Genomic DNA, 12,694 nt, shown 5'->3' on the forward strand with positions numbered 1-12,694 from the left:
TGAACCATGCAGTACCAAGTCGACACTCATACACATACCGTGGCATCGACCCATGCCTATAGCACGATTCATGACTATTTAGCGGTGGCGAAACAAAAGGGGATCCGCCTATTTGCAACGACAGATCATGGTCCCGCTATGGCAGATGCACCGCATTTTTGGCATTTTGTGAATTTAAGAGTGCTGCCGCGTATGGTTGATGGTGTTGGGATCCTTCGTGGTATTGAGGCAAATATTAAAAATATCGACGGCGAGATTGATTTCTTTGGGGATTATCTAAAGCAGCTTGATATCGTGCTTGCGGGATTCCATGAGCCTGTCTATCCACCCTCGGATAAAGCAACCCATACCGAAGCCATGATTAATACCATTAAGAGTGGCAAGGTCGATATCATTACCCACCCAGGTAATCCAGCATATCCTATTGATATTGATGCTGTTGCTCGTGCGGCAGCCGAATACGGTGTTGCCCTTGAAATCAATAACTCTTCCTTTGAAGTGTCGCGTAAGGGCAGTGAAGCCAATTGCACCGCGATTGCAAAAGCGGCGAAGGAGTTTGGCACCATTCTTGTGATGGGCTCAGACTCCCATGTGGCTTTTAGCTTAGGGGGATTTGAACGAGCCCTAGCCATCATTGATGCCGCAGGATATCCCAAATCTCAGCTACTTGACCGTAGTCCATCTGTATTGTTAGGCTTTCTAGCGCAACGCGGTCATCACACTGTGGCTGATTTACAGGCTTTATTTGATGAAGCGGTTTAACACATCCGCCTTAGTCGATTTAGCTTGGTGAATGATTAATTTATTCTTAATTTTCAATTGATGACAGTGGCATAATGCCAAGATATTTGCGGAATGAAGGATATTGTGGTGATCGATAAAAGGGCAATTGCACTGACACTCACAAAGCAAGATTTGCTTGAGGTTGTTAATATCGCCAAGGCTGCGGGTGATGCGATTATGGCGATTTACGAACAGGATGATGTTGTCGTCAGCCATAAGGGAGATGATAGTCCTATCACGATGGCAGATGTTGCTGCGCATCATATTATTGTGCAAGCGCTTACTGCGCGATTTGCTGGTATCCCTGTGATGTCTGAAGAAGCTTCGGATATTCCATGGGAGGAGCGGCGTCAATGGCAATGCTATTGGCTTATTGATCCTTTAGATGGCACCAAAGAATTTATTAAGCGAAATGGTGAGTTCACCGTTAATATTGCGCTTATTCATCAAGGGATTGCAATTGCTGGTGTTGTTTATGCCCCCGTGTTTAATACCTTTTATTATGGCGCTAAACATTTAGGCGCATGGCGGCAAAAAAAGGATGTTGAGGAGCCCCTTGCTGGGGTTACCTGTCAACGCGATGTGCCTATTATCTTGGGTAGTCGTTCGCATTTAAGTCCAGATCTCGCCGAATATTTAGCGCGGCTAGGTGAGCATAAGATGCTCAGTGTAGGAAGCTCACTCAAATTTTGTCTATTGGCACAAGGTGACGCCGATTTGTACCCTCGATTAGGCCCAACCAGTGAATGGGATACGGCTGCGGCGCAGGCCGTACTGGAAAGTGCTGGGGGGAAAGTAGTTCGTTACGGCTCAGATGATGCGTTAACTTATAATCAAAAATCGGAAATATTAAACCCTTATTTTATTGCTACAGCACCGGGCTGGGTAGGATAACCAGATCGGTGAATTGCGTGATGGTTATATATCAACTCGATAAGGCAAAAGAGGCACACTGGAGTCATTGTTATGGTACGCATAGGCGTGGATTTAGGTGGAACAAAAATAGAATTAGTGGCCCTTAGTGAAGAAGGCAATGAGCTTTTTCGTAAACGTATTACGACCCCCCGTGACTATCAAGGCACCCTTAGGGCCATTGCTGATCTAGTTTACGAAGCTGAGGCGACGCTGGGTGAGAAAGGCACTGTTGGCGTTGGGATCCCAGGGGTGATTTCTCCCTATTCAGGTTTAGTGAAAAATGCCAATTCGACATGGATTAATGGTCACCCTCTCGATGTGAATTTAGTCGAATTGCTTGAGCGTGAGGTTAGGGTTGCGAATGATGCCAATTGCTTTGCAATATCGGAAGCTATAGATGGTGCGGCGGCAGGGAGGTCTGTGGTTTTTGGCGTGATCATTGGTACAGGTTGTGGTGCTGGTGTTGCCATTAACGGTAAGGTTCATGCGGGTGGAAATGGAATTGGCGGCGAATGGGGCCATAATCCGTTACCTTGGATGACAAAGGATGAGTTCAATACGACCCGCTGTTTTTGTGGTAATCCAGATTGTATTGAAACCTTTATCTCTGGAACTGGTTTTGTGCGTGACTACAATGCGGCGCTTATTGCTGTGAGTGATTCTGGGGCCTTGGCTAAATCGGGTGCTGATATTATGGCTCTGGTTGATAAAGGCGATATCATTGCGATGGCAGCCTTTGAACGCTATGTGGATAGGCTTGCGCGCGCTCTTGCCCATGTCATTAACTTACTTGACCCTGACGCGATAGTGTTAGGTGGTGGCATGTCGAATGTTGAAGCGATTTATCCTCGATTGCCAGCACTACTAACCCGTTACGTGGTTGGACGAGAATGCCGTACACCAGTATTACAAAACCTTTATGGTTGCTCGTCAGGGGTCCGAGGCGCCGCTTGGTTGTGGGAAAAATAATCCCTGCGAACAGATTATTTATACCATCGCCCAGCTAAATGCTGGGCGATGCGTTTATGGCACTTTTGATGCTATGATTGCGCTTCTTTGGGTTATTTGGCATGGTTCTTCATGTTTTGGGTTAAGAAAGTGGTCTCGCAGGGAATAATGCCTATTCCCTTTATCCTGCTGTTATTGCTTGTTTCTTTATTTATTTGGCGCCGTACTATGGCGAAATATTTAGTGGCGAGTGCTTTTATCCTTTTGCTCTTTTTAAGTAGCCAACTAAGCGTAAGCACACTTGTTCGCCCGCTAGAATCAATCTATCCCATTAATTCCGCGCCTATTAGCGGTCAATGCTTTGTCATGGTGTTAGGCTCTTCTCACTCAGATATTCAAGCTGCAACCGCAGTACAGTCCTTATCGGCAGTTGCGTTAGCCAGACTATCAGAGGGGATTCGTCAGCTAGGGCTTGGTCAGGATTGTATTTTGATTGTCAGTGGCTGGGGAGGAGAACTTACCCAAATTTCCCATGCAGAAATGATGGCGAAGGCTGCAGTGGAGTTAGGGGTTGATAAAAGTAAAATTATTCAATTTCCGCTAGCGAGAGATACCCTAGAAGAAGCGCAATATCTCAAGTGGGAACTTGGAGATTCATCTTTTCGTTTGGTCACATCGGCATCTCATATGCCAAGGGCTATGGCTATTTTCATTGGGAAAGGCTTATTGGCCAGTGCTGCTCCTACGGATTTTAGGGCGCGGGATGATTTTTGGTGGCGACTGACTGCCGATAATCTCGTGTCATCCCAGCGGGCCATCCACGAATATATTGGCCGTTTATGGCTTTGGATAAAACAGGAATAAAACATGACCTCAGAGTCTGACGTGGTATTGGTACGACCATTATCTAAGCGAAATGGGTTAACGCTCACTTGGGGAGGCGCCTGTTCTCTTATATTAGGCTTTGGGTTATTCATCCTTTTCCCAACATTTTTTGCAATAGGGCTAGTTTTTTTCAGTTTAGGGGCGATTGCACTGATCTTGGGATTAGCGAAGGTCTATGAGCCTGAAACGACGATAAGCTTAGATGAAAAAGGATTAAGTTATTTTCATCGCCGCGGAAAAGTGTTCATCGCATGGGATAATATTCAGCGTCTTGATATTCCTCGTGTGACTCAAGGTTTCAACACCATTGAACTGTCTTATTTAGGCATTAAATTAAAACACTTAAATCCGGTTCTCGATAACATATCCCTACGCTTAGCGACAGGATTATTGACTGAGCAACGTCCATTATTAGTGACCGCGGCTTCTCAGCAGGAAGATCTTGCCACCCTAGAGACATACCTTGGTACCGAATTTAGTCCTTTAGTGATTGAAGGGGACAGATATCGTGGTGTGCTGGCGATGTTTGGTCATCGCTGCGTTATGCTTGATACCCATTTAGGCTATCACCTCTATATTCCCCACGACAGTTTGGACCGAGACCCCAAAGAATTTATTAAACTGTTAAGGCAGCGTATTGCACAGGGGATATCATAGTTAGGTCTGAGGGCTCTACTAAAACGAGAAGGTCACTAGTGCAATAATGCCAATCCTAACTAAGTCCTTAATTCACAAATCCGCCCTAAACAGCTTTTGTACCAAGGCAAGACAGTTAAGTTATGTGCATTACGTATTAATTGTCATTGCTTCCCCAGTGACACGCCGTGAATATATCCATATAGGCTCGACGGCGGCATCCATGCCGCCAACGGTCACTGGTGCAACAATGCCAATCCTCACTAACCCTATCGCTGTTCATTTAGCTAAAAAGCAATTGCCCCAAAGTTTGTTTCGCAGTTCAAAAGGGAAATAGGCCAAGTAAAGCTTTGCCTATAGAAAAGTTGATGGTTCGACTTAGAAGTTATGTATCCCATATTTTTCGTAGTTTGCATGCTTTAATCAAAATCAAAGTCGTGGGGCTTCACCCCACACCCGACCAAAGAGGACTGCTCGTCCTATCCTCCTTGGATGTTCCATGACGCACCCCCAACGGAGTTGAAAGCCCCTTGTGCTCATTGACAAATTTGCTATCGCTTCCGAAGGATGCGTCCCTGCACCTGCGAAAGCTAGCTCGCCATCCATGGCGAGACTCACGCAATTTGTCTATTCGCCCAGCGGCAACTCCGAGGGGAGGTGTATTCCTTGGAGTTTTGAGTCGTTAGATAGCGATTCATCAGCAAAAAAATAAGCATGAAAGAACGAGAAAGCTAAAACGATATCAAGTGATTACCCATCAAACAGTATAAAAAAACCGCTACCGCTAAAAAGCAAATTCCTATAGCATCATTTATACCAATTGACATGGATGTGGCAGCGGCCAAGTCCAACAAGCGATTTATGCCCTGCAAACAGCGCAGCGCATAAATACTAAGACGTTAGAGCTAAGGAAAGTCATGAGTATCACATTGGAAGAAATTACAAGTTCAAATTATGAAGACGTATGTGACTTAGATGTCACGAATGAGCAACAGGAATATGTTGCGAGCAATATGTGGTCTTTGGTTGAATCACATTACTGCCAAGGGCATACCTGCAGAGCTATCTATCAGAACGATAAGCCTGTCGGTTTTTTCATGTGGGTATCTGAAACGCCGGAAAAAGTTTCTATCTGGCGCTTTATGGTGGATCAACGCTATCAACAATCTGGTATTGGCAGAGTTGCACTAAATTTGGCGCTCAATGAAATCAAAGCCAGTGACAAAGTAAAAGAAATAGAAATTTGCTATGACCCTGAAAACCCAGTGGCCAAAGATTTTTATTCACGTTTTGGCTTTCAGGAAGTGGGTTTGGATGAAGATGGTGAAGATATGTTGGCAGTCATCAAGCTGTGAGCTCTAACAATCGCCTTAAACATCGCGGCCTCTGGACTCGCAACAAGTTGCTCGCCGTTTAGGCGAGCGTTAGGCATACTATGCATATTTCGTCTATTTCATTGTTCACCGTAGCGGCTCCTCCAATTGTGGGCAGTTTCATTGTACTTGCTCTAGCGGATGTGGGGTGGGGTATCTGGGGTACTCATCTGGTGGCCATTTTTTTGGCCTGCGGTCTTGCAATGTCGGGTGCTCTGATTAAGAAGGCAGGTCATTGCCGGTTTGCAACCTTTGCCATAGTCATTCTGACCTTGATTGGCTTGGCTATACCATTGCTTGGCGAGTCATCAGAACCTGAGCGGTGGATGTCAGTTGGGCCTTTGATGCTTTATGCTGCACCGCTCTTTCTACCCTCGTTTATCGCAGCTTGTTCGGTTTTTGTTAGCAAAGACGGCAAGCATCAAATAGTGTCTTTGGCTGTCGTTATTGGAGCCGCTTTAATACTTTCTTTTCAACCAGATGCGTCCCAGGTTCTTGGGTTGCTTGTTGCTTCGGTTGTTGTCGTTATGCAGTTCCGACTTGGCATATTTAAGCTCAGCTTGGTGGTTGTTCCCATGTTATTGATAACCGTATGGGTATTCTCCTTACCGGATCCTTTGGCGCCAGTTCCTTATGTTGAGGAGGTCTTCGCCTTGGGACTGAGTCACTCATTATTCGCTGGAATAGCAATAATCGTCAGTGCAATCGCATTGGTTGTGGGGTTGTGGATTAAATCGATGAAGGGACCTCTGTGGTTGTCCGCTGTAGCAGCTTACTATGCTTCTCTATTTGCATGCTCAATAGCAGGGCTAACACCAGCTCCGCTGGTTGGATATGGTGCAGGGCCAATTTTAGGATTTGGACTTATGTTGGGAACTCTGAGGTGTCTAGAACCTCAACTCTTGCCTAACAATCCAATACAACCGACCGCTAACGTGTCGGCTGATTGAAGCGTTATTTGCCAAGGAAAGCCATGGTAGAGCATTCAAAGACAACCAGAGTGTTAGCTTATATTTGCGCAGCGATATTGCTGCCTGTGTATATTGCAGGACCAATTTCATTGATTTTATTGTCAGGTAAGCGATTTTCAAATGCCGATGCATCGACAGTTATTTTGCTGGCCGCGCTATGTGTTGGTATGACTTATCTATGTGGGAAGTATTTTTATTTGATGGTTCGTTTTCTTAAAAACATAAAAACAAAAATGACTTACGATAACGAAGGTATAGTTTTACGCAAAGGCACTGAAACAAAGCAGTATTCTTGGAATGATTTAAGAGCATCACGTGAATATGCCAGTTGTCAGATTTTCTGCTTAATGGATTTGAGTCAACAACATTTGTTTAGCATATGGGAGTATGCGAGTGGATATCATGAGTTTCGCCAAAAAATGCATGATGAAATTGGCATATAACAAGCGCAATCACAACGGGGCTGAGGCCCTCGATTCGCAACAAGTTGCTCGCGTGTGTTGCGGGCGTTAACCCATAGAAATTTTTATCCGAAACTGACAAGTTAGAGCAAAGGAGCTATCACGCTTTTGTCCCCAAACGTGCTGTGTATTTCTTTAAAACTTACAGGCTACACCGATGCTAAACAGGTGAGCCATGGTGATTAGCGAGACGACCGTCCGCCCCATGGACGGGGCGGTCGAGCATCCACGGAGGGACTTGCTGCGAGTCGACGAGCAAATGCTATGGCACGCCTATAAGTCGGTGCCTGCATACATTAAGTTCCCAACAGCTTAAGTTATAAGTCACTCAGTCGTACTATATTTTGCACTTTTTTCAACGCACTTTTTGTCCCCAAAAGCGTTACGTATGCCTTTTAAATCTATCGGTTACGCTAATGCCAAAAAGGTGAACCATAGTGATTTGCGAGATGACCGTCCACCCCATGGACGCTTTTTGGCATTAATGCCATCGCGGCATTTGTGAACCCTTTCACATCAGACGGGGCGGCCCTGCATTTGAACAACATTCATATTTAACTGCCAGTTCACAGTCCATGACTCTCATTCATAAACCGAGTCATTAGATTGAAGCCTACTTGCCGATTTAGTACGCCTTTTTCTCTGATTATTACACGATAAAAAGGCGATAAAAAAGGGGACCTTAATGGTCCCCAATGAATTGCAGGGGCACTACGTAGAGTAGTGCAGGGCTACCCTCAGGTACTAGTGTGCACCCCTGCGTGTACCTTATCTATGCCATAGGTTTTGCCTTCAGCATGGCAGGTTGCACAAGATTCAATCGGCAAGGTCGCATCTGTCACTGCATCAGCTTCGACAATTGCGCCATTAGTTCTAAAGTGCGCTACCGCTGCTGCATCTGAGTGAGCGTGACAACTACGGCATGATTCAGCCACAGGTGAAATATAGTAATTCCCAACTTTGACTGAACGTTTTGCTGAAGCTAAACCACCGTCATTCGCAAACAGTTTAGTATTATCTTTATGACATGCTGAACATGCAGTTTCGGGAGAAGGATAACCAACTAATTTACCTTCAGCATCACGGAAGATCCCTGCGATAACATCAAAGTTACCACTGTGGAAACGGTGTGATACGGTGAATAAGTCTTTGTTCTTGAAGGTGACATTCGGATTGATTACTTTGCTGCCATCTGTACCTTTATAAACAACGGTTGGATGACCAGATGCACCACTTGTATCATTGTGACAGTGCATACATTGATCAAAGGTGTAAGTGCCATGTCGAGTGCCTTTGATATAGTCCAAGGTGCCATGACATGCGTTACATTTTGCTTCTTCCACAGTAATACGAGCAGGATCAGTCATACGCGCTTTGACGACAGTACTGCTATCTAAGCTGTAAAACTTAACTGGTGCAGTGTTTCCTATTGGATTTGTTGGACCAAATTCAAGCCCTGTCGCATTACAACTGGCCACTTTGCCCGCTTTAATACAGACGTTCGCTTCGGAACCGACATACAGAGTACCTACAGCTTGTGCATCAGGAATCTCTTTAACAAAGGTTAAGACACCATTTGAAAGAGTACCTTGAGCTAGGTTTACACTAATTGCGGTTGGTTTGACATCCCGCCATGCATAGACAGTACCGTCAGTTGCTACGTTACCTAATAGCAGACCGTTAGCAACAAACATACCTGTTGGGTTTGTTGTTGCATTATAGGTGGCTAAACTTGTGCCATTAGGAATAGGTGCGCCATTCATGGTGACATTTGCGGTTAATGTTAATGTTTTCATGCCTAGCGTGGCTGATGGTCCAACGGATGCGCCCGTAAAATCAACGGTAAACAGCGATGCATACTCTGCGCGTTTGCCTACACTGTGTACGGTTTCAGGCGCTAAGCTGCCAGTACCATGACATGCTTTACATTGAGTATCATCCGTCTGCGCTAAACCAAACTCAGAATGGTTTTCTCCTGTGGTAAAGTTCACATTGATATGGCAACCCACACAGGCCTGCGCATAAATATTTGTGTTATAGCTAGGGGCGCCATCATGGCAGGATTTACATTCTTTTAAGTCCGATGGGAAACCAATTTCACCAAAGTATTCTTTTGCTTCACCACTTAGACTACCACTAATGTGATGGCCAGCATGGAGTCTGTGGATCATTGGGCCAAAATCAAACACCCAGCCTTCGGCTAATTGCGCTTCAGTCGGTACAAGATCTGGGTTATGGCAAGCGACACAGTTTTCAACACTTTGATAGTTGTGGTGAGCTTCAATTTTCGCAATATGGCCATCGACTTCGCCATGACACTTGATACATGCGGCACTGCTTACTGTATCTTTTGCTGATACTGCTAATTCATCGGTAGCAGGAATAAAGTCAACAGGTGCAGACAATACTTTGTCAGATAAAGCGACACCAGTGCTATTTACGATGTTGTAGGCTCGCAAGATAACTCTGTGCAATGCATTCGGATTATCGTTTGGATTGATGATTGGTGCGGCACCAGAATAAGTCCAACTCGCCGTATAGCTGCCTGGATTATTTACATCTTCAGTTAAAGTACAAGCGTTTTTAGTACCGTTAAGGCCCGTTAAAGTACAAGTTAATGAAGTACCAGCTTGATTTGCTGTTGCATTATTCTGCCATTCAATTGGTGCACCCGTACCTGAAGTGTTTTCATTGGCGGTTAAGGAGTAAATGGCTATTTTGTCGAGTCCCATAAAGGGAACATCTTTACCTGCATTTTTACCTGTTAATGAAAACTTAATACTGAATCCTTCACTGCTCGTTACCTTGATATCTTGAGGACTTACAGTAAATTTGAGGTCGGTAATTGAGTCAGCGGTTTTAGCAAATGTTCCTGCTGGTGCCCCTGGCGTACCAGGTGTTCCGGGGGTGCCTGGCGTTCCAGGAGTACCTGGTGTACCAGGTGCGCCATCTTTACCATCATCCCCGTCTCCGCAGGCGGTTAAACATAGAGCACTGGTGAGTGCCAGTACCAGTAGAGATTTATTGTAGTTTTTCATCATCGCGTCCCTTTTCTTTCTATAAGACTGCGTGTGCAGCGTCTCTAATATAGGGCGAACCATCTACTTATAAAGTGGTATTTGTGAGTTTGTATCTGATATGTGAAGGATGATTTAACAACTTAAAATGGTAATTTCAAAAGATGAATTTAATCATTATGAAAAATTAAATAGCCCAAAATAAATGTGATGAATATTGCAAATATTTACGTTGATTTTTAATAAATTAATTAGATTAATTTTCATTTAAGCATCAGCCTGAATAATATTTGGCTTTTATTTTTGAGATGCACAATAGATAGCGCATTTTTATCGGAGATAACTTAATAAATTGGCATGTATGGAGAATGAAACGAGGATAAAATAACAAGGCTAACATTATGTTAACCTTGAAGCATCTCTCTGCGGTTTTATAGGGTTGGGATAAGTGTTGTGATAAGTGGACTAACGACAATATCGCATTGTGTTTGGCTGTAGCGTCTACGAGCCCTTGGCTTTTCAACTAAATAATATTGCGGCGGCAACATAGAATCGTGTAAGCGGTGTAGCTCAGTGAGTGATAATGGCACTAGCTTGAGCCCGGGCATATGCTTCACTGTGTGCATATCGATACTTGAACAAAATGCCACACTTTGTATCGTGAGCAAGTGGGCGTACCATTCCTCCCTATCTATAACTCTATCAATTGAAGGTAATAGTATACCTTGGCGTTGGCAGAAAAATTCAAGTGGATCGACTTTGCTATTAAACCCTTTCAGATCTAAGCATAAAAATGGATGGCGGCAAATATGCTCTAGTGTAATACTTAATTCAGTTTGCCAGATTGGATGATGTTTTGAAGCCACAACATAGATCCCTGATATACAACCCAATCTTGTATAGCTTAATTCTTTATTATCGGCATTTTCTAAGGTAATTCCAAAATCTAGTTCGCCTGCGTGAATTAATTCAGCACTATTTTCTTGCCATTTATGTAATCGTATTTTACCTAATTGGGTTATCACATCTGGTGAGCTAAGTTGTGGTGCTAAGAAACTCAGTAACTCATTACTGACAGCAATATGTAAGGGTAAATCTGTTGTGTTATGGGTATTTTGGATTTGAAGTGCTGATTGCTCAAGATTGTAAACTGAGTTTGTAAATTGGCAAATTGCGGCGTATAAACTTTCGGCTAAAGGTGTCGGTTTTAGCCCTTGCTGGCGCCGGTAGAATAGCTCATCGTTAAAGGTCAAACGTAATGCATTAAGACAACGGCTAATCTTGGGTGCTGAAACATCCAGCGCTTTAGCTGCACTATTGGCGTGTCCAGTATCGAAAATTGTCTTAAAAACCAGTAAAGTAAACACATCAAGTTCACAGATTTGTTTTAGTAACGGGTTGCTCATTTTTTATTGCCCTATAATGACTCTAAATGTGCGCTTGTTTATTTTATTATTCAGCTTTGCGCACTTAACCTTTAATACGTTACTCCTATCGATTTATAAAAAACCACTGAAACACCATATCGATAGCGCCTTTTTAGGCGTTAACGTTAGCATTAGTTGTACGGATTAACTGTGACTTCATTTGCAAAGTAACAAATATTTAACCATTGTAAATTACTACGAAAGGGGTAGGGCGCATCAGGTAGGATGAGGTTGATTTTGTACTAGCTCGAAAGGCCAAATGATAGGCAAGTTTATGGAAAATCTGTGGGTTAATTTTTGTGGCAAATAAGCGTTTCTTGCGGGGAAGGGAGAGTATGTGTTCGAATTGTCGACGTATCTTCTTTGATCCTTAATCCGATAAATTGCCCACCCTCCATAATTTGCATGGATGTACTGGCCACTTCTCCATCGACTATGCCATTACGTTGGATCACTAAACGCTCACAGATCAAACGGCCTTTAAAGTATCCATTGACCATAAATTCTTGGCATTTAATTTCCCCTTGGACATTTCCCCCTTGTTCTATGGTGATATTGGCATTTGACAGTATTTGACCACAGATTTCACCACCAATGAGCACATCACCTGAAAACTCAATATTGCCAGTGAGTTTAGTGCCGTTTGCAATAAAACTTAGCGCAAGTTTTGGCTTAGGGGTAAAAAAGGATTTTTTCCCAAACATAATAAGGTCATCCAATCTAATTAGGCGCGAGATCTTAGCGTAAATCAAAGTATAAGCACAGCTAAGTGTCGACGTATTTTTTAGGTATTCATTCTATTGATTTAATTGCGATAGCTTGACTTGGACAGGGGGCCACGCAGGCACCGCAACCTGTGCATTGTTCGAGATTGATCGTCGGGCTGGGAGCCTTGCCTACACTGAGGATGAAACTAATCGCTCGGGGTTCACAGGCATCCTTACAGCTTTGGCACCATATCCCTTGATAAGTTAAGCAATTCTCTTGGATCTGTGCTTTGATTTGCCATGCTGTTTGGGTCAGATCAAAAATATCTTCAGGACAATGTTTTGCACAAAGGGTACAGAAAGTGCATTCATTGTTATTAAAAGATATTTCAGGATATCCACCATCACCTTTCACAATAATTTGAGTTTCACAGGCATTAATACAGGCAGAACAGCGAGTGCACACATCGGTGAACTCGATATCATCACGTACCCAAGGCGGTCTTAGCGCATTATTTCTTCGGCGGCTAAAAAGGTTACGGCGACTGTGATTAATACTCTGCGTCATGTT

13 protein-coding genes are annotated in these 12,694 nt (G+C 43.8%); 9 read left to right on the forward strand and 4 right to left on the reverse strand.

Annotated elements, in window-relative coordinates; genetic code table 11:
- Positions 1-6: 6 nt before the first annotated feature.
- The 9 genes from JEZ96_RS06485 to JEZ96_RS06525 all read left to right on the forward strand — a co-directional run bounded on the left by JEZ96_RS06485 (position 7) and on the right by JEZ96_RS06525 (position 6,954).
- A complete protein-coding gene (locus tag JEZ96_RS06485) occupies positions 7-762 on the forward strand; it encodes a phosphatase (protein WP_128090126.1) in 756 nt (251 codons plus the stop codon).
- A 108-nt stretch (positions 763-870) separates the two neighbouring features.
- Positions 871-1,677 carry a 3'(2'),5'-bisphosphate nucleotidase CysQ gene (cysQ, locus tag JEZ96_RS06490; protein ID WP_025007457.1) on the forward strand — a complete coding sequence of 269 codons (807 nt, stop codon included), beginning with the start codon at positions 871-873 and terminating at the stop codon, positions 1,675-1,677.
- Positions 1,678-1,749: 72 nt separating this feature from the next.
- Positions 1,750-2,667: a fructokinase gene (gene mak, locus JEZ96_RS06495; protein WP_061783476.1), complete on the forward strand. Its 918-nt coding sequence runs from the start codon at positions 1,750-1,752 to the stop codon at positions 2,665-2,667.
- 147 nt (positions 2,668-2,814) lie between these two features.
- On the forward strand, positions 2,815-3,510 hold the full coding sequence (locus JEZ96_RS06500; RefSeq protein WP_025007458.1) for a YdcF family protein: 696 nt from the start codon (positions 2,815-2,817) through the stop codon (positions 3,508-3,510).
- A 3-nt stretch (positions 3,511-3,513) separates the two neighbouring features.
- Complete coding sequence (locus JEZ96_RS06505; RefSeq protein ID WP_014610228.1) at positions 3,514-4,188, forward strand: DUF2982 domain-containing protein; 675 nt, start codon at positions 3,514-3,516, stop codon at positions 4,186-4,188.
- A 46-nt stretch (positions 4,189-4,234) separates the two neighbouring features.
- Positions 4,235-4,504 carry a hypothetical protein gene (locus JEZ96_RS06510; protein ID WP_128090125.1) on the forward strand — a complete coding sequence of 90 codons (270 nt, stop codon included), beginning with the start codon at positions 4,235-4,237 and terminating at the stop codon, positions 4,502-4,504.
- Positions 4,505-5,084: 580 nt separating this feature from the next.
- Positions 5,085-5,522 (forward strand): GNAT family N-acetyltransferase, encoded by a 438-nt coding sequence (locus tag JEZ96_RS06515; RefSeq protein WP_011918993.1) that lies wholly within the window; start codon positions 5,085-5,087, stop codon positions 5,520-5,522.
- A gap of 80 nt (positions 5,523-5,602) precedes the next feature.
- Complete coding sequence (locus JEZ96_RS06520) at positions 5,603-6,490, forward strand: hypothetical protein (RefSeq protein WP_011918994.1); 888 nt, start codon at positions 5,603-5,605, stop codon at positions 6,488-6,490.
- 23 nt (positions 6,491-6,513) lie between these two features.
- Entirely contained in the window at positions 6,514-6,954 is a 441-nt protein-coding gene (locus JEZ96_RS06525) for a hypothetical protein (protein WP_025007459.1), read from the forward strand.
- Positions 6,955-7,709: 755 nt separating this feature from the next.
- On the opposite strand, the gene JEZ96_RS06530 is transcribed toward JEZ96_RS06525, so the two are convergent.
- The 4 genes from JEZ96_RS06530 to napF all read right to left on the reverse strand — a co-directional run bounded on the left by JEZ96_RS06530 (position 7,710) and on the right by napF (position 12,691).
- Positions 7,710-10,013 carry an OmcA/MtrC family decaheme c-type cytochrome gene (locus JEZ96_RS06530; protein ID WP_061782750.1) on the reverse strand — a complete coding sequence of 768 codons (2,304 nt, stop codon included), beginning with the start codon at positions 10,011-10,013 and terminating at the stop codon, positions 7,710-7,712.
- A gap of 407 nt (positions 10,014-10,420) precedes the next feature.
- Positions 10,421-11,395 carry a LysR family transcriptional regulator gene (locus tag JEZ96_RS06535; protein WP_011918998.1) on the reverse strand — a complete coding sequence of 325 codons (975 nt, stop codon included), beginning with the start codon at positions 11,393-11,395 and terminating at the stop codon, positions 10,421-10,423.
- Between the two features lie 311 nt (positions 11,396-11,706).
- On the reverse strand, positions 11,707-12,120 hold the full coding sequence (locus tag JEZ96_RS06540; RefSeq protein ID WP_011789994.1) for a bactofilin family protein: 414 nt from the start codon (positions 12,118-12,120) through the stop codon (positions 11,707-11,709).
- 88 nt (positions 12,121-12,208) lie between these two features.
- Entirely contained in the window at positions 12,209-12,691 is a 483-nt protein-coding gene (napF, locus tag JEZ96_RS06545) for a ferredoxin-type protein NapF (protein ID WP_014610233.1), read from the reverse strand.
- Positions 12,692-12,694 lie beyond the last annotated feature (3 nt).

The organism is Shewanella putrefaciens (assembly GCF_016406325.1).
Taxonomy (GTDB): Bacteria; Pseudomonadota; Gammaproteobacteria; order Enterobacterales; family Shewanellaceae; genus Shewanella; species Shewanella putrefaciens.

Bases quoted from the DNA above. Each gene is read 5' to 3' on its own strand.
- JEZ96_RS06485 (WP_128090126.1), top strand. From the start codon at position 7: ATGCAGTACCAAGTCGACACTCATACACATACCGTGGCATCGACCCAT.
- mak (WP_061783476.1), top strand. From the start codon at position 1,750: ATGGTACGCATAGGCGTGGATTTAGGTGGAACAAAAATAGAATTAGTG.
- JEZ96_RS06500 (WP_025007458.1), top strand. From the start codon at position 2,815: ATGCCTATTCCCTTTATCCTGCTGTTATTGCTTGTTTCTTTATTTATT.
- JEZ96_RS06505 (WP_014610228.1), top strand. From the start codon at position 3,514: ATGACCTCAGAGTCTGACGTGGTATTGGTACGACCATTATCTAAGCGA.
- JEZ96_RS06510 (WP_128090125.1), top strand. From the start codon at position 4,235: ATGCCAATCCTAACTAAGTCCTTAATTCACAAATCCGCCCTAAACAGC.
- JEZ96_RS06515 (WP_011918993.1), top strand. From the start codon at position 5,085: ATGAGTATCACATTGGAAGAAATTACAAGTTCAAATTATGAAGACGTA.
- JEZ96_RS06520 (WP_011918994.1), top strand. From the start codon at position 5,603: ATGCATATTTCGTCTATTTCATTGTTCACCGTAGCGGCTCCTCCAATT.
- JEZ96_RS06525 (WP_025007459.1), top strand. From the start codon at position 6,514: ATGGTAGAGCATTCAAAGACAACCAGAGTGTTAGCTTATATTTGCGCA.
- JEZ96_RS06530 (WP_061782750.1), bottom strand. From the start codon at position 10,013: ATGATGAAAAACTACAATAAATCTCTACTGGTACTGGCACTCACCAGT.
- JEZ96_RS06535 (WP_011918998.1), bottom strand. From the start codon at position 11,395: ATGAGCAACCCGTTACTAAAACAAATCTGTGAACTTGATGTGTTTACT.
- JEZ96_RS06540 (WP_011789994.1), bottom strand. From the start codon at position 12,120: ATGTTTGGGAAAAAATCCTTTTTTACCCCTAAGCCAAAACTTGCGCTA.
- napF (WP_014610233.1), bottom strand. From the start codon at position 12,691: ATGACGCAGAGTATTAATCACAGTCGCCGTAACCTTTTTAGCCGCCGA.